Annotated in this window: 15 protein-coding genes; 8 read left to right on the plus strand and 7 right to left on the minus strand. The window is 37.3% G+C overall.

What is annotated here, in order from left to right; translation table 11 throughout:
* Nucleotides 1–224 precede the first annotated feature (224 nt).
* The 3 genes from R3X26_RS05185 to R3X26_RS05195 form a co-directional block, all read right to left on the minus strand.
* The gene (locus R3X26_RS05185) at nucleotides 225–1,184 is read right to left on the minus strand and encodes a transposase (protein WP_317716145.1); all 960 of its coding nucleotides are present in this window, start codon (nucleotides 1,182–1,184) and stop codon (nucleotides 225–227) included.
* 279 nt (nucleotides 1,185–1,463) lie between these two features.
* Nucleotides 1,464–1,607, minus strand: coding sequence for a hypothetical protein (locus R3X26_RS05190; RefSeq protein WP_317716146.1), 144 nt, complete (start codon nucleotides 1,605–1,607; stop codon nucleotides 1,464–1,466).
* Nucleotides 1,608–1,890: 283 nt separating this feature from the next.
* On the minus strand, nucleotides 1,891–3,264 hold the full coding sequence (locus R3X26_RS05195; RefSeq protein ID WP_317716147.1) for an amidohydrolase family protein: 1,374 nt from the start codon (nucleotides 3,262–3,264) through the stop codon (nucleotides 1,891–1,893).
* A gap of 685 nt (nucleotides 3,265–3,949) precedes the next feature.
* On the opposite strand from R3X26_RS05195, the gene R3X26_RS05200 reads away from it, so the two are divergent.
* From R3X26_RS05200 to R3X26_RS05215, 4 genes are all read left to right on the plus strand, one after another.
* Nucleotides 3,950–4,936, plus strand: coding sequence for an ABC transporter substrate-binding protein (locus R3X26_RS05200; RefSeq protein WP_317716148.1), 987 nt, complete (start codon nucleotides 3,950–3,952; stop codon nucleotides 4,934–4,936).
* Entirely contained in the window at nucleotides 4,936–5,748 is an 813-nt protein-coding gene (locus R3X26_RS05205; RefSeq protein ID WP_317716149.1) for an ABC transporter ATP-binding protein, read from the plus strand. Before R3X26_RS05200 ends, R3X26_RS05205 begins: the two co-directional genes overlap by 1 nt.
* A gap of 9 nt (nucleotides 5,749–5,757) precedes the next feature.
* Complete coding sequence (locus tag R3X26_RS05210) at nucleotides 5,758–6,513, plus strand: ABC transporter permease (protein ID WP_317716150.1); 756 nt, start codon at nucleotides 5,758–5,760, stop codon at nucleotides 6,511–6,513.
* Between the two features lie 88 nt (nucleotides 6,514–6,601).
* Entirely contained in the window at nucleotides 6,602–7,606 is a 1,005-nt protein-coding gene (locus R3X26_RS05215) for an isopenicillin N synthase family dioxygenase (protein WP_317716151.1), read from the plus strand.
* A gap of 9 nt (nucleotides 7,607–7,615) precedes the next feature.
* Here the strand turns inward: R3X26_RS05215 and R3X26_RS05220 are convergent, their stop codons facing one another.
* Complete coding sequence (locus R3X26_RS05220; protein WP_317716152.1) at nucleotides 7,616–9,109, minus strand: diguanylate cyclase domain-containing protein; 1,494 nt, start codon at nucleotides 9,107–9,109, stop codon at nucleotides 7,616–7,618.
* A gap of 1,104 nt (nucleotides 9,110–10,213) precedes the next feature.
* Here R3X26_RS05220 and R3X26_RS05225 point away from each other — a divergent pair.
* On the plus strand, nucleotides 10,214–10,432 hold the full coding sequence (locus R3X26_RS05225) for a hypothetical protein (RefSeq protein ID WP_317716153.1): 219 nt from the start codon (nucleotides 10,214–10,216) through the stop codon (nucleotides 10,430–10,432).
* A gap of 39 nt (nucleotides 10,433–10,471) precedes the next feature.
* On the opposite strand, the gene R3X26_RS05230 is transcribed toward R3X26_RS05225, so the two are convergent.
* The gene (locus R3X26_RS05230) at nucleotides 10,472–10,867 is read right to left on the minus strand and encodes a DUF413 domain-containing protein (RefSeq protein ID WP_317716154.1); all 396 of its coding nucleotides are present in this window, start codon (nucleotides 10,865–10,867) and stop codon (nucleotides 10,472–10,474) included.
* A 366-nt stretch (nucleotides 10,868–11,233) separates the two neighbouring features.
* On the opposite strand from R3X26_RS05230, the gene R3X26_RS05235 reads away from it, so the two are divergent.
* Nucleotides 11,234–12,070, plus strand: coding sequence for a mechanosensitive ion channel family protein (locus R3X26_RS05235; protein WP_317716155.1), 837 nt, complete (start codon nucleotides 11,234–11,236; stop codon nucleotides 12,068–12,070).
* 29 nt (nucleotides 12,071–12,099) lie between these two features.
* Here the strand turns inward: R3X26_RS05235 and R3X26_RS05240 are convergent, their stop codons facing one another.
* Together R3X26_RS05240 and R3X26_RS05245 are read right to left on the minus strand one after the other, a co-directional pair.
* Nucleotides 12,100–12,915: a RecX family transcriptional regulator gene (locus R3X26_RS05240; protein ID WP_317716156.1), complete on the minus strand. Its 816-nt coding sequence runs from the start codon at nucleotides 12,913–12,915 to the stop codon at nucleotides 12,100–12,102.
* A 24-nt stretch (nucleotides 12,916–12,939) separates the two neighbouring features.
* Complete coding sequence (locus tag R3X26_RS05245; protein WP_317716157.1) at nucleotides 12,940–13,998, minus strand: GGDEF domain-containing protein; 1,059 nt, start codon at nucleotides 13,996–13,998, stop codon at nucleotides 12,940–12,942.
* A gap of 326 nt (nucleotides 13,999–14,324) precedes the next feature.
* Here R3X26_RS05245 and R3X26_RS05250 point away from each other — a divergent pair, with 326 nt between their 5' ends.
* The gene (locus tag R3X26_RS05250; protein ID WP_317716158.1) at nucleotides 14,325–15,572 is read left to right on the plus strand and encodes a M20/M25/M40 family metallo-hydrolase; all 1,248 of its coding nucleotides are present in this window, start codon (nucleotides 14,325–14,327) and stop codon (nucleotides 15,570–15,572) included.
* 132 nt (nucleotides 15,573–15,704) lie between these two features.
* Nucleotides 15,705–16,388, plus strand: a complete 684-nt coding sequence (locus tag R3X26_RS05255; RefSeq protein ID WP_317716159.1) for a response regulator transcription factor — start codon at nucleotides 15,705–15,707, stop codon at nucleotides 16,386–16,388.
* Nucleotides 16,389–16,390: the final 2 nt, after the last annotated feature.

Genomic DNA, 16,390 nt, shown 5'->3' on the forward strand with positions numbered 1-16,390 from the left:
CAACGGTTTTACGTAATCGTAAAAAGTGCTTACAAGGACAGTCCCGCATAACAAAGCCAGTGCACAACGGTTTTACTTAATCGTAAAAAGTGATTGTAGAAAAGTAGGTCATTTTTTTGTGTAAAAGGAGTGTATTTAGGAACTAGTAAGTGAGCAAAAGCGATAGTGAATAGAGTTGCACTTAATAAGAAGCATGATGATACAGATCGCCCTGAAAGATATATTTAATCTAGCCGAAGAAGGTGAATTCTTGTCTTTTTCATATGATATTTTGCATTTGAGACATGTCGATGACAACCAATCGCAGTTATACGTAATTGTTCCAATTGACTAATTGCTTTGTTCCATGTGTCTGAGTTTACATCTAAACGTTCTAAAATATTAGGTAAAATGGTTCTTAAGACTATCTTTCCAGGACGATATTGTCGTGCTGTCCAATCAATAAGATCAAGGTAATCCATTAATTTTATAGGGATTCCGTGAGATATTTTGTTGACTTGATTTCCGAGCAACGGATATAAAAACGGAGTATCTTGGTATTGTCGCTTTAATTCGACGATTCTGGTTTTGATGGAAGTGAATTCAGATTCTTCAGGCGTTTCAGCTTCTCCCACCCTCAGTGGATTAAGGTCGACATAGGCCATGGCTGCAACTAACGCTTTTTCGTCTAATAAGGCTTGGCTTTTAAAACGGCACTCCCAAAAGTGTCCTTTGCAGTCATCTTCTTTGTTAGCTCGCACAGCAATTTCGTAGTTTAGTTCTTTCATAAACCAACTTATATCCCAGAGTCGATTACGCCAAGAATCTATAATTTTTAAACATGATTTTTTTTCTGTATTGCTGATGGCTTGATTTGTTAGCCAACGTTGTATCAAAGCGGGTGGTTTATGATTTACTAGCCAGCGATGTGCAACTTCAATAGATGATAACGTTAAAGCTTTGTCTCTATTAATATGAAGAACCAAATGATAGTGATTACTCATAATTGCATAGGCGCAAACATCGATACAATAAAGCTGAGCGAGAGATTTAATTTTACCTTCTACCCAGGAGCGACGATGCTCATAACTCTTTTGACTATAGGGGTCGATACCACATAAAAAGCTACGTCTTACACATCGTGAAACACAGTGGTAATAAGGTGTTGATTCAATAGAAACCAATTGCTTACGTGCTGTTGTCATGTTTTTATTTATCTCCATTTTTATCGAGCAGAGATAGTTAAAGTATCGTATTGAATGTGGTTGGCTAGTGGGTGTAGATAGAATTTAGAAGAAGTAGCAATAAAATCATACTTTCTTCATACTTTGAGGTGTATGTCCCTTTAACTGTTCCCTTTAACTCTTGCGGTGTGTGTCCTTTTGGTTTTTTGTTTTGACAATCAAAAAGAGCCAAGGAAATAGGCATGCAATGCCCACTTTCTTGGCTCTTCTTTTGACGCTCTTTTGCAAGAGTATATGTATTTACATAACGATAGCTAAAACTGTTGAAACAGAAAGAACAACCAATCCCGCTAATCTAAATAAAAGAGGGGCTTCATTCATTTCAGTTAGTTCACTTTTTCTCCAAGTTTTTAGAGCGTCTCTTAAATCATTATTTACTGTCATGTTATTCACCTTTAAATGCATTGCCAATCTTGTTTAAATACATTGTATATACGTTGTATTTCGAATGCAACCCATTTATGTAACTTTTATTTTACTGTTGCGAACAAGATGATCTTTTGATCTGGCAATCTTCAATAAAGGATCTTTTTTTTCGGAAATAAATATCTAGCAAAAAAATAGCTATTTTAAATTCAATGAGTTAAGTAGAAGCTACAATTTGAGTGAAATAGTAGAGCACACGCTTTATGGTTTGTGCTCTGTTTTGTGCGGCAGAAACTTATTTTTAGCAAATCGTAGAAAGGAACAGCTTCATCTGGTTTTGTAAATCGTGAGATAAGGCCATTGTATCAATACTAGTAAATTCGCCTCTGTCTACAATAAGTTTACCGTTGATAAAACTAAAATGAACGTTCATTGGTTCACCGCAAATTACAGGGGACAGTCTACGGTCGTGAACAGTATTTACTCTTAAGTCATCAATACGATAAAGAACGATGTCCGCTGCGTAACCGACTTTAATTTGGCCTGTTTTGAGGCCGAGAATTTTTGCTCCATTCTCGCTACCCCATTTAATTACTTTTTCTACAGATAAGCTTTCCGCACCATGTTGCGAGCGTTGGAGTAGCCAAGCTAAGTTGAGCTCTTGTAGCATTGAACCAGATTCGGCTGAAGCAGAGCCATCTACGCCTAAAGAAACCACCATACCTGCGTTATCCATCTGGTGAGCTGGTGCAATACCACTGCCTAGTCGACAGTTTGAAGTGGGGCAGTGCGATATTCCAGTTTTGCTTTGTGCTAGAGTTTGTATCGCTTGTTCATCGGCTTTAACCAAATGGGCAAACCAAACATCTTCTCCCAACCAATTACAGCTTTCAGCGTAGTCGACCGCGCTTAATCCATGTTTTTGCTGTGCTTGCTGTTCATCAAAGCCAACTTCTAATAAGTGTGAATGCATTTTCAACTGATGACGACGAGCAAAATCTGCCAGAGCAATTAATTCATTTTTTGATGAAGAATGAATGAGACTAGTTGGTGCCACGCAAAGTCGTTTCATTGAGAAAAGGCTTGAATCATGTTGACGTTTAACGGTTTCTGTCATTCTAGTCATCACGCAATCTAACGACTCTGGTTGTAAATTTAGGCTTTTCATTCCTTTGTGGTTACCGGCTGAAGTCGCGCTCCCTCGGCATAAAGTAAAGCGAATACCTACATCCTCAGCAGCTTGCCATACCGCTTCTTCGATCTGTTTAGACACGTTAGCATGATACAAATAATGGTGGTCTGCGCAGGTGGTAGTACCAGACCGGATTAATTCATAAAAACCGAGTTTTGCGGATAAATACATTAACTCAGCAGGAATTTTGGGCCAAAAACGGTAGGGAACCGCTGCTAACCAATCACCTAAACCTTTATTCAATCCTTCGGGTACACCTTTTAAAATCGATTGCGCTAAATGGTGATGGGTATTTACAAAACCAGGGTAAGCCACACAATTCTTGGCATCTATAATTGTTTCATGCTTTACAGTTGATGGAATAAGGTTTTGACCTATTTCGCAAATAATCTCGTCATGAATGCGAATATCTTTTGCTGCTGTCTGTTGGTCTAATGGCTCGTTTACATAGATTGAATCGGCATTTTTAATCAGGTATTGCATGATAAGACTCCTTTTTGAGCAATGTCCTGGGAGTCCCTGACCGCTTATACTCACATTAAAATAATAAAAAATGATGCCTGAATAACTTAAAACATCGATGTTACAAACGTTAGTTCTAGTGCAATAACTAAGCCAAACAGAAATCAGAACACTGACGTTGACCACTATATCGATTAACAACCGATTTACAGAAGAAATACATTGGCATTAAAGTGCACTAAATTGGCATGTTATATTTTTGGTAGCACTACTATGGTGCAAATTAAAGGGATGATGAAGCTATTTAATTGGATCGGAGTAGTGAAAATGAAGTACGGAAACGCATTCATAATATTGCGTGGCTTATTAATAGTGGCGGACGACAGATGGAATCTATCGATGATGTAAACAAGATATTTCACGATGGCATACAGTTTGCTAAATAAATATTACCATTGTGAATGAATTGTTATTTATTTGTTCAAATACTGAACGATGGAAAAAGCTGTAATCATTACAACCTCAGATTAAAAAATACAGAGTAGAAGCGGTATCTTGATTTCAAGGACAAGAATTAAATCAAGAGAGACATTGCTCGCAACAGCCGGAAAGAAAGCTGCAAGTGCAGCCCGGATGGGCGTGAGAGCAAGCGTCACATTCGTTCTTTCCAATGTTTAGATATTAAATTGTGAAAGGAATCATCAATATGTTAAAGACTCTAAGCTCAAGTTTTCTATTAACCGCGTTAAGCTTTTCATCTTTCGCGGCAGATAAAGTCAATTTCCAGTTAGACTGGTTACCAGGCGGAGACAAAGCGCCGGTATATGTTGGAATTGATCGAGGCATGTTTGAAAAATATGACTTAGAAGTTTCAATCAATCAAGGACGTGGTTCAACCGAAGCTATAACCAAATTAGCCACTGGAATTTCTGATGTTGGCATTGCTGATATTTCCGCATTATTAGTAGCAAAAGCGACAAATGATGTGGCTGTCTCTGCTATTTTCTCTCAATTTAGTCAAGCTCCACACGCTTATTTTATTGTCGACGATGGTTCGGTAAATTCGTTTGCTGATGTTAAAGGCAAAAAAGTGGCCACTTCTCCATTTACTTCTTCAAACTTATATTTGCCTCTTATTCTTAATCAAAGCGGTTTGACTGAAGACGATATTCAATTAGTTAAAGCCGATCCTGGTGCGCTTGGGCCAATGCTAGTTACAGGGAATACCGATGTGGTGATCTCATGGTTAACCAGTAAAGACCGTCTTATCAGCCAAGCTCAACAAGCGGGAAAAACACTGAAAGTAATGCCTTGGCATGAGGCTGGCTTAGAGCAGTATGCTACTGCTGTTATTGCAAGTGACCGTTTTCTTGCTGAACGTCCCGATGTTGCAAAGCGCTTTCTAGCGGCTTACGCAGAAGCGGTTGAATACACATGGGCGAACCCAACAGAAAGTGCAGAATCAATACATAAAATAGTACCAGAAGTCGATGTACAAGTAGCAAAAGATACAATCTCATCGATTCATAACTTGGTTTATAACCCAATAAGTGATGCAAGTGGTGTTGGTCAATTCGATCCTAAACATCTTGCTTCTACTTGGAAATGGACGTCAGCAGCACAAGGAATTGATGAAAATAGTTTCGATCCAGAAACCGCACTTAATCGAGGCTTCGTATTGGAGGCTAAGTAATGACCAAATTTGTTGAATTCGAACAAGTTTCACATACGTACATCACGGATCAAGGCAAAGCGGTTCCCGCTTTGCAAGATGTGAATTTTAGTATTGATAAGAATCAGTTTATCGCTGTTGTTGGGCCTTCTGGTTGTGGCAAGTCAACGTTGTTGCGTTTGTTGTCTGGGCTTATTCCTGCTTCCGAAGGCAAGGTCTCTGTTTTTGGCCATCAAGTTGTTGAGCCTAGAGATGATGTTGGTATTGTTTTTCAAAAACCAACGTTACTACCGTGGCTCAGTATTCTCGATAACGTATTGTTTCCTCTTAAGCACAAATATAATTATGTCAGTGAGAAAGACACAGCTCGTGGTATAGAGCTGATTAATATGGTTGGATTAGGTGACTTTCTTACTCAACGACCCGACGAACTGTCAGGCGGAATGCAGCAGCGCATCGGTATCGCTCGAGCGTTACTGCTTGATCCTGAAATACTAATTATGGATGAACCTTTCTCAGCGTTAGATGCATTAAGTCGTGAAGAGATGGGGTTTGAGTTGCAGCGTATTTGGCAAGAGAAACCAAAAACAGTGCTATTCATTACTCACTCGATTTCTGAAGCAGTATTGCTCGCGGATAAAGTGTTAATAATGAGTTCAAGACCGGGAACTATAGCTGAAGAGTTGGATATTGAATTAGACCGACCAAGAAATATTGAGACTATCCATAATCCTAAGTTTGCTGACTATACCTCGATTATTCGTAAACACATTTACCAACCTCAACCAAAAAAAATGGGTGATTCTAGCTCTCATCTGAAAACGGTTGCGTAGGACGATTATATGAACAGATCAATACGTAAGTATATGCCAGCGCTTACATTAGCATTATTGTTGCCATTTTGGGAGCTGATATGTTTTGTGGCGAGTATTCCGGTCTATATTTTTCCAGCTCCAAGCGATATATATGAGGCCTTAGTTGGTGTGGAATTATCTCGTTGGTTAGGACATTTATGGGCGACGCTGCATATTGCTATAGCTGGGTTTATTATTGCTATTGTTGTGAGTATTCCTATTGCGATAGCTATGGTTCGTTCTGATTATTTAAAACGGACTATTTACCCATTATTAGTGATTATTCAGTCGACTCCAGTTGTGGCCATTGCACCGTTACTGATTGTCATATTAGGCACAGGAGACGCGCCGAGATTAGCTATTACTTTTTTAATTACTTTTTTCCCTCTGGTTGTCGCGGCAACGACTGGCATGGAAGCAACACCAAAAGAATTAATTGAGTTGTCTAAATCGTTGCGGGCGAAACCGAGCAGAGAGATATGGCAAATCCGATTACCTTACGCTATTCCTTATATTTTTAGCGGTTTGAAGGTGGCGATAACATTAGCGATTATCGGTGCGGTTATTGCCGAATTTGTGGCAGCAGAAAAAGGCCTGGGTTATTTTATTCAGTTTTCTACCTCGTATTTTAAAATACCACAAGCTTTTGCTTCACTATTCTTATTATCGATTATTAGTTTGCTTTTGTTCCAAAGCATAAAAGTGGTTCAAAAATTATTTTTTAGCTGGAGCATCGGGAAATGATTAGATAAACCTTTAGAGGAGTAGAAGCGGCAAATCGGATCGATTGGCATTGCTCCATTCAATTAGTATTTAATGAATTGGAGATATTATGAGTTATGGACTTGATGAACTAAATTTTGAAACAACAATTGGTGACTTTGGCGGTATTGATAATGATCGTGAAATACCTGTTATTGATCTTAGTGATTTTGATCATCGCCGAGAGGAGATAAAGGAAGCGTTGTGGGATGCAGCAACAAAAGTGGGATTCTTTCAATTAAGTAATCATGCCATACCCATTAGTCTGATACAAAACGCGTTTTCTCAATCTGCTCAGTTTTTTAGCCAAAAAATGGAGATTAAAGAGTCGGTGTCTTTACTCGAAGGGGAGAATGCAGGTTGGGAGTATAAAAGCCAAGTTCGCCCTTCAACGGGAACACCAGATGAAAAAGAATCCTATCAAATAACCCTACCGAAAATGGTAGGGTTATGGCCCGATCAAGCGTTGTTACCTATTTTTCAACCGGTTTTACTCCATATGGAGCAGCAAGCTTGGAAGTTAGGTATGGATATATTGTCATGTTTCGCTGAAAAACTGGGTATGGATAGTGATTTTTTTACTACTGCACACGATAGACAGTCGCAGCAATATCAATCGACTTTACGACTAATTCACTATTTACCATTACTAACCAATCAACCGCCAGCAAAAGGGATTTGGCGTGCAGGTGCGCATACGGATTTTGATTGTCTAACAATGGTTTTTCAACAAAATGGCGAAGGAGGCCTTCAGGTCTGTCCTGGTAAAGATACATCACTTAACACTGCCAGCTCAAATTCCATAAATGCTTGGACGGATGTTGAGCCTCGTATCGATCTCATTACATGTAATATTGGCGATATGTTGATGAGATGGAGTGATGATAAATTGAGGTCAACATTACACCGAGTGCGAATGCCAAATGAGATAGAAGGCAAAAAGGCTCGTTATAGTATGGCATTTTTTTGTCAAGCTAATAAAGATCAACTTATCCAAGGGCCACTCAAAAAGTATCAAGCGATAACAGCGAGTGATTATATAAAGCAAAGAATACAAGCAAATTTTAAAGAGTAACTATGCTCGTCATTTTTTGTTTAAAGTTGAATCAAATTGAAGTGCATGATTCTCTATTCTTTTATAGATCTCTGTAAGTGAAGCTAACACGATGCTTTCATCATCTTGAGGTAAACATAACTCTAGTTGTTGTAAAATGGTTTTGTGTTGCTCGATATGTTCAGCTGTCATATTAAGTTTAAATTGCTTACTTACATTTACTTCGTTTTGAAAATGTTGTCTGACCAACTCTATCAGTTTCGGTATTTCGGTTTTGATGTTTTGTGGGGCATCTACCATAGATTGAATCATTTGGTCAATTTTCTGGTGATCTTGATCAATTTCATCGATACCAATCGTTAGCAAACTGTACTTGGCATTGGAATATTCATCGGAAAAAGTGATGCTACCTCGCTTCACATTTTTCGAGTTATACATTGCATTATCTGCGGCCAGTAACACGGAGTGTGCGCTATGTAAATCGGCTTGAATAACATGAACACCAATACTGCAATCAACTTGCAAGGTAAGTCCGTGGGTTACAATTGGTTGTTTAATAACGTTTTGAATCTTAATAGCTATTTGTTTGGTCGTTAGTTTTGCATTGTCGATGGGACCAGACACATTAGTTGCTAACACTGCAAATTCATCACCGCCCAATCTAGCGACAGTGTCATCATTCCTGCACAGCTTATTTAAACGATCAGCAAGCTCAATTAAAACCTTATCGCCAATGTAATGGCCGTACTGATCATTAATCGGTTTAAATCCGTCAAGGTCAAGGTATATTAGTGCACCAAACTGATTGGTTGTCGCTAAATCTTCTACTAGTTCCTTTAATTTTGTATCAAACTTACGACGATTATATATATTGGTTAATTGATCGGTGTTAGATTCAATTTTGAGCTTCGTTTGGGCTTCTTCTGTGTAACTTAACAATACAAATACACCGATAATAGCCGAGAATGCTGGCCAGATAATCTGTGAATACATGCTCGAACGTGCAAATATTTCCGGTGATGCTTCCATTAATACAGAACGACCTATAATGACAAATGCCATTAAAACATATGTGTAAGCGATAATATAATCAGAAGGATGACGGTTCTTCTTTAGCTTTAAAAACATGAAGCTAATTGACCAAAAAGCGATCGGTACAAATAAGCTGCTGATATGCAGATATTGAATCAGGGTACCTTGAGTGATGAAATAGAGTTGTGCTGCACAATTTAAGCTAAAACAAGCAGCGATAATTGCCCATGGTGTTTGGGTTAACGTGCGGCTACAAGCAAACAGCACCATTCCCCATATAAAGGTTGTTGATGTGATTGCAGAAAGAATTTCTAGTAATTCAGTAACTTCAAAAACATAAATGAACCAACTTACAAAATTGGCAAAAAAAGAAACCACAAAATAGATGATAGATCGGGAGCTTTTATCTATTTTTTTTATTTGTGTGCCGGCGAAAGCGAACACCAAGTTAACTAGGGCAACGCTGCAAAAATAGGCTTGTTCTAAGTTCACTGCGATGTACTCCATGTACTGTGTAGAAGATACCCTGATTTACACCCCAAATTTTACAGAAATATGAAACAGAGATCAATTGCATATTGAACCAAGATCACAAAATTAGGAATTAATGTATATTAATTTATTTTTTGAGATGGTGGTCACGTCGGCTATCTATTGGTTAATATGAGGAGCTTACTTAGCATTTTAAGCATTCTGAGCTAAGAGAAGTTGAGGTTAGAAGTAAATAGAGGAGAGTAGTCGGTTGGTTATATAAAATAGTGATATTCTGTATCGAGTATATACCTTTACACTCGATTGCTAATAGCATGTTGTCATATGACGTATAGATATCACTATTGAATTTGAAGTAGTGGTGCTTGTTTCGCTAATTTAGTTACCGATGGGCTTGTTATAAATTCGTTCAGCTTTGGTATTATTTACTTTTGCTATTATTGTGAAGTTTTTCGGTGTTTGTTTCGCGGCACTGTTGGAACCAAAATCGCTTACGGCCAATTGATCGTGACATAGTAAATCCTTAAATATTTGTTAATTAAAGAGTAGTGCATACTTATCGTTAATATACTTACTTCTTAGTATTAGTTTGTGGTCTATTATTTATAATGAGATAAGAATAACAATCATGACACATTCAAACAAAGAAGTTTGGAATGTCTATTTATTCGGTTTTTCGATATAAATTAATATTTAATAGCAGCGAAAGCATGTATATGAGAACCAATCTCAAATTCTTATGCGTTTGAACTACTATAAAATTTCCTGTCATTTTAAAGACAGATCCGTTCTTGGCTCAATTCATGTTATTTTAGGTGCTTGAAAAATCACATAACAATGAATAATTGGAATTATTTAAGATGATGAAGTTAAGGGAAACACTGAGGATTACAACAATTATGCAGATATTCTAAGGTTTGACTTTTACTAAATTTCACTAATAACTCTGAGCAACAGAGTAGCGAGGAGAATACACTAATTTATTCGATTGTAAAGATTTATTCTAAATTTCTGTCCGAGCATCGTTGTTGTCTGATTGTTCAATCAATATGCTCGTATTCATGTTAGGCTGAGCTTACTATATATAATGTTTAAAGAGGGGCTATGAAAGAACATGAATTTTTCACGAAATTGAATGATGCTATCTTGTTTAATTTTGAACGTTTCAATCTATGGGAAAGAGCATTTCTTACCAATTTATTAGATAAAGTTATGTTTAAAGAAGACATCTCAATTAAACAAAAACAGAGAGCTATCACAATCATTGAAAAACGTTCAAATACTAAGCCTAAACAACGCAGTGTTAACCGAGATCCAAGATAGCAACACATGAGTTACTATCTTGATTTTGCTTGTCTGCGTTTATTCATAAGCCGCTTCTAAATGGTTTTCGCTTAATGAATTGTCATTATTTGTTATGCTTCCGACCAGATTGTCTGTAAAATTTTGTTGATGTTTGATATTGCTTGTTAATGTATAGAAATTTCGTCTATTTCTCGCTAGTCGAATGTATTTCAACCAAGTTCGTTCTAATTTAGTTTTGGCTTTAACCGGGTTTTTGATCACTTTTAGAAAGTGTTTTTCTTCTGCGTTTAATGGCTTAATATCACCTGATTCTAAAGCCAGTAATGTCTGCCCATAGGTCGTCAGTAAAAAATCTTCTTCTAACGTAAAGTCACCGGACTTACCGAAACCACGTGGAAATACCTTGTTATCGTTGAAGCGTTTTTCGCCGATTCTAATTTTTGTTTCAATCATTTTTCTATCCTCAAAAAGCGTAAGCAAGCTCTGTAGAATGAAAGGTATTTTGTATCTTGACAAAAATACAACAAATAATTTTAGTCTCAACCATAAATTATTTTTGTGTAATTTTTACTACATTTTTAATAACAATTTTTAATTGTTTCAATAAAAATTATTTCGTTGATTAAACAGAAAATGTCTTACATTATTGATGAGAGTCTCTATAATTCGTCTTCCTTTGTACGATAGATGTTTAACCCCAACGTAACTTAAGCCTCTGGGTATTGAGTTTGTAAGGTTTTATGTATTTAAAAATCATATGGCTAGAGGTTTTATTGTTCAAAATTCCACTCGTTTACTATTTAGTGAGTTAAATTGTTTATGCTTGAGATTCAAATACCACCTAAAGTGCTTGTTACGTTTATTTTAATATCTGTCGTATTGATATTTAAATACTTGTGGATTGCGGCCATTAGGCATAATAACTATCCATTGCAGGAGAAACATAAAAACTGGATTAGTGTTGCTAGAAACGTAAGTAATCTCATTTTAGTTATTGGCATTGCAGTGGTTTGGTTATCTGAATTACAAAATATTGCGATTTCGGTTGCCGCCTTTACCGTTGCAATTGTCATTGCAACAAAAGAGTTATTGCAATGTTTTCTCGGCTTCTTTGCATGGATGACCAATCGCCCTTTTCGTGTCGGAGATTGGATTCAAGTTAATGATCATTGTGGTGAAGTAGCGAGTGTCGATTGGGTGAAGTTTCGGTTACTAGAGGTGGATTTAGACAACGGATATGCCTATACAGGTAAGTCTATTACGATAATGAATAGCGTTTTACTTGCTCAACCGGTAACCAACTTAAACTTTATGCGGCGTTATGTTATGCATAGTTTTTCGATTGTAAGAGGTAATGAAGTAAACTTATTTGAGTTGAAGCAATCGATAATGGATACCATTGAAACATTGATTAGCCCTTTTCAAGAGGTAGCATCGAGGTATTCTAATTTGATCAGTAAACGTTTGGAAATTGAGGCAACTTCTAGCGAACCATTTATTGATATTCATACTACGGATGTGGGTAATCAGGTTATTTCAATTACGATTTTTTGTCCTACTGAAGAAGCTCATTCACTGGAGCAAGAGATCACTGAACGCTTTATGGGTTTTTGGTATCAGAAGAAACAACAGACTTCAAATAAGCCCACTGAGTGAACCAGCCTATTTAATTGGCAATATTGAATTTAATGGCTATCAGTGTTTTCAATTTCACTAAAAGCGAATTGAATTTGTTCGGAGGAAAATCCTTTACGACTTAACATTGCGTAAGCTTTTCCTCGTTCTTTGTGATCATTAATATTGTATTTTTTTCTAATTAGTTGTTGTAAACAGGTGTCAAAAAAGTCCACTTGTTCTGATTGAATTAGTGAATCGAGTATTGAATCAAACTCAGTGATATTCACTTTTTTTTGTTTGAGGGCTTGTTTGATAAACAAGACACCTTTGCCTTTACGCTGATACTTTAGTATTTCTTGTTCAAGATCGATTTTCTCTGCTTTAATCTCCAAGTTGGATTTAAGCTGTAAATAACAAGAGTGTTGTTTTATTGCTTTATCTATCTGAGCGTAACTAAATCCTCGTTTTTGTAGAGTGGAGGTAAGTCGCTCCTTACTAATAGTAAAAGTAGGGTAGTAATTATTAACACGATTATTTAGCAAAAGTTGTTCACAAATACGGTGTTGTTGTTTAATTTTATCAATAGCTTGGCGTATTATTGATTCTGTGATCCCTTTCTTTTTTAATTTTTCTACAATATAGCCACTGCCATATTCATTCATAAAAGCGCGCTCACAGAAATGTTCTGCAAACTGTTGATCGGACTTTAAATAGCCAAAACCTTTCAACTTTTCAATGGTGTTTGTTATCCACGCTTGGTTATCAGTTTTCATGCGTAATTTTGCCAATAGTTCATTTTCAGTCATGTCACGTTGTCCTAAATGCCACAATGCGGAATTCATGACACTTTCGATACGTTTGGCTGTTCTAATGGTTTTTTGCATTGGCGAGTTAACTTCTATATTAGATTAAGCGGTGGTTCCAGCAGATAGGCAGTCTTCAAGTTCAGCTGAGACGACTCTATTTTTGCCTAAGTTCTTAGCTTTATAGAGTTGTTGATCTGCACAATCTATTATCGATATTGGGCTTTGACCCGCCATAAGTGTCGACACGCCGAATGAAGCGGATATATTGCCCACTTGAATACCAGAACGTTTGTTTTTTATTGAAACTTTCTCAATTGATTGACGTAAAATTTCAGCAAAACGCTCAGCATCACCAATTGTTGTATTAGGCATTAATAACGCGAACTCTTCCCCGCCATACCGATAAGCAGCATAACCATCTTGGCAATTTGTCTGTAATTTATTAGCAATAGCTTTTATTACTAGATCACCAAAAACATGACCATAACTATCATTAAGATGCTTAAAATTGTCGATATCGATCAATATCAAGCTTACTGGATGGTGGTGTTCCGAGCTACAATAATTGAGTAAATCTTTATCAAAAGCGCCTCGATTGAACAAGCCAGATAAACTATCTTGCAGAGCATCGTTTTGCACTCTCTGTAGTTCTCTTTTTAGGTTGGTGATCTCAGTGCTAGCGGTATTCATTTGTTTATTAAAAAATTGAGCAGAATTTGCGACATCTTTTGAATTTTGCACAAATTTTTGTACCAACGATAGAAGATCGTCGAAGGAGATGGATTCACTATCTATTTGTGCCAAATCGGAAACGTTACTCTCAACTGATTTTTCAAACGTCTCAGTATCTAACAAGGTATCTTGCATGGAAAGGTAGACTTGATTGACTAATACTTCGAGGCTAGATTTTAACTCTCGAATATTCGATTCGCGCTTGCCGGTAATATGGTTTTGGTAGAGTGTTTCAGTGTGGCTAGGAGAGCAAAAACCATATTGTTCAATAATTTTATCCAATTCTCGATTCAATTCTGGTTTGGTTTTTTCGACGTAGGTGTACCATAACTCATAGTTTTTTGGAGTAGTCGGCGTTTGATATTTTATCATCAACGGAACGGTTGCTTTTAGCAGTTGCGCCGCTTTATTAAAATCTTTACTTGCCATGTCTTTACTCTAGTCCTTCCATTTTTTGAGCTCAATAAAGTAATCAAGTTTACTGAGTTTGCAAAAATTATATCCTTGCTACCTAAAATATCATAAATGTCATTGATAGAATAAATAATAAAGTGATTATTGAATTCAAACTGGAATATGGCATTCGAGTTTATTCATTTATAAGTAGCGTGACCTCATTCTTGCTCTAGACTCCCGATTTTATATTAAATATCAATATTTGTGTGATTAATTGAAGTTTTATTTGGTTGAAGCTTGAATTGAATAGCATAACTAATTAGCTTGTGAGTGATTTTTAGATGGATATAAGAGAGAGTATGAGTAATAAAGTTATTGATAAATCACAAATTAATGATGTTAACTTAGATCAAAAATGGCTAATGCCTATGAGCCAGAATCAATTTGATTTTATGTCAAAGGTATTATCTTCTCCGTCGCCAATAGGTTTTGAAGCAGCGATGAGCTATGGCGTAATTAAACCGGAGTTTGAATCGTTTATGCCTAAAACTTGGGGGATTCATCAGTTTAAATCTAATGCTAGTATCGTGTTCGATTCTCATCCTGGTCGCGATGATCTAACCAGTATCATGATCGTTGGTCATGCCGATAAAATTCGCATGCAAGTACGAAAAATTGATAGTGATGGAAAAGTGTGGATAAATACAGATTCATTTTTACCAACCACGTTAATAGGGCATGAAGTTAAGGTGTTCTGCCAAAACCCTGAAAAACTAGGAAGCTTTAAAGTTATTCAAGGTTGTACGGTAGAAGCTCTCGGTGCTATCCATTTTTCTACGCCTTCGCAACGGACTGGTGAACAGGGCATTAAACCAGAATCAATTTACTTGGAATTACATACTCACGGTGACGATCGTAAAGCTCAAGTGGAAGCGTTGGGATTACGAGCCGGTGACCCAATCTTACTGGATCGCCCAATCAAGCGGGGTGTTGCCCACAATACCTTTTATGGTGCATATCTAGATAATGGTTTAGGTTGTTTCTCGGTTACAGAAATAGCTCGTATTTTAGCGCAAGAAAAGTTAGATAATATCCGTGTATTTTATACTATTGCCACCCATGAAGAAATTGGCCGATTTGGGTCAACTCAAGTCGTTGGTGAACTTAAACCTGACATCTTAATTGCCACTGATGTAAACCATGATTACGAAGCAGCTCCCGGAATTGGGGCTCGTAATATGAACCCGTTGAAAATGGGCAAGGGTTTTACAATGACTCGTGGCTCCGTTGCGTCTGAATTTTTAGTTCAGACATTAGAACGTGTATGCCGTGAACAGAAAATACCTTATCAGCTTGATTTTGCTGGTCGCGATATGGGAACAGATGGAATGGCGGCAGCACTGGCTGGTGTTGATAGTGCTGCGATTTCTATCGGCTATCCGATTCGAAACATGCATACATCATCAGAATCTGCGCATACAGGGGATCTATTGGCATCAATTGAAGCCATTACCCAATTACTACGCCATTTTAATGGTGTAAATAATGGTGTGGGGATTACTCGCGATGATCTTAAAAATAGCCATGTTCGTCTAGATAACCTGTAATTTATTTTTGCTAATATATTCACAAACTATAGTTAGTATGCTTTAGCAACAAGTATGACAACTTTGTCATACTTGTTGCAGCTAATGATCAATAAGTGCAATACTTCAGTGGTGATTAAAGGAACCGCTTCTATGAAAATATTGCTAGTTGAAGATGAACAGAAAATTGCTGACTTTGTTTGTGAGGGGCTGCGTGCTAAAACGTTTGATGTCACTCATTGTTCAGACGGTAACCAAGGTTACGTAGCGGCAAAAAATAACGCCTATGATGCAATTATTTTAGATATTATGCTCCCAGGGCGTGATGGGTTAGATATCTTACGTTCGCTTCGACAAACTGGTATCGATACCCCGGTAATCCTTCTCACTGCGCGAAATGAGCTAGGAGACCGTGTTCAAGGATTAGAATTAGGCGCGGATGATTATTTAGCTAAACCCTTTTATGTTGAAGAGTTAATTGCACGAATTCACGCCGTATTAAGACGACATGACGGAGCTGTGCAACATGTAGTTGAAGTCGGTTCGTTGCAGCTTGATTGTATTAATCGCAGCATTCAATGCGGCCAACAGTCGGTAGAATTAACTAGTAGAGAATTTCGTCTTTTAGAATACTTAATGCGCTCACCGGAACAAATATTTACGCGAGGTCAGTTGCTGGAACATGTGTGGGGATACGATTTTGATCCTTGTACTAATGTGGTTGACGTCTGTATTAAGCGAATTCGTCGTAAACTAGCCAGTTTAGAGAGTGCCGGAAAAATGGTCGGGGCTATTGAATCTGTGCGTGGTAGTGGTTATCGCTTAATGGTTCGTTGAGG

It is taken from the genome of Vibrio sp. TH_r3 (assembly GCF_033101115.1).
In the GTDB taxonomy this organism is placed as follows: Bacteria; Pseudomonadota; Gammaproteobacteria; order Enterobacterales; family Vibrionaceae; genus Vibrio.

What these genes read in the sequence shown, in the direction of transcription:
- R3X26_RS05185 (WP_317716145.1), bottom strand. Translation starts at nt 1,184, where the DNA reads ATGACAACAGCACGTAAGCAATTGGTTTCTATTGAATCAACACCTTAT.
- R3X26_RS05190 (WP_317716146.1), bottom strand. Translation starts at nt 1,607, where the DNA reads ATGACAGTAAATAATGATTTAAGAGACGCTCTAAAAACTTGGAGAAAA.
- R3X26_RS05195 (WP_317716147.1), bottom strand. Translation starts at nt 3,264, where the DNA reads ATGCAATACCTGATTAAAAATGCCGATTCAATCTATGTAAACGAGCCA.
- R3X26_RS05200 (WP_317716148.1), top strand. Translation starts at nt 3,950, where the DNA reads ATGTTAAAGACTCTAAGCTCAAGTTTTCTATTAACCGCGTTAAGCTTT.
- R3X26_RS05205 (WP_317716149.1), top strand. Translation starts at nt 4,936, where the DNA reads ATGACCAAATTTGTTGAATTCGAACAAGTTTCACATACGTACATCACG.
- R3X26_RS05210 (WP_317716150.1), top strand. Translation starts at nt 5,758, where the DNA reads ATGAACAGATCAATACGTAAGTATATGCCAGCGCTTACATTAGCATTA.
- R3X26_RS05215 (WP_317716151.1), top strand. Translation starts at nt 6,602, where the DNA reads ATGAGTTATGGACTTGATGAACTAAATTTTGAAACAACAATTGGTGAC.
- R3X26_RS05225 (WP_317716153.1), top strand. Translation starts at nt 10,214, where the DNA reads ATGAAAGAACATGAATTTTTCACGAAATTGAATGATGCTATCTTGTTT.
- R3X26_RS05230 (WP_317716154.1), bottom strand. Translation starts at nt 10,867, where the DNA reads ATGATTGAAACAAAAATTAGAATCGGCGAAAAACGCTTCAACGATAAC.
- R3X26_RS05235 (WP_317716155.1), top strand. Translation starts at nt 11,234, where the DNA reads ATGCTTGAGATTCAAATACCACCTAAAGTGCTTGTTACGTTTATTTTA.
- R3X26_RS05240 (WP_317716156.1), bottom strand. Translation starts at nt 12,915, where the DNA reads ATGCAAAAAACCATTAGAACAGCCAAACGTATCGAAAGTGTCATGAAT.
- R3X26_RS05245 (WP_317716157.1), bottom strand. Translation starts at nt 13,998, where the DNA reads ATGGCAAGTAAAGATTTTAATAAAGCGGCGCAACTGCTAAAAGCAACC.
- R3X26_RS05250 (WP_317716158.1), top strand. Translation starts at nt 14,325, where the DNA reads ATGAGTAATAAAGTTATTGATAAATCACAAATTAATGATGTTAACTTA.
- R3X26_RS05255 (WP_317716159.1), top strand. Translation starts at nt 15,705, where the DNA reads ATGAAAATATTGCTAGTTGAAGATGAACAGAAAATTGCTGACTTTGTT.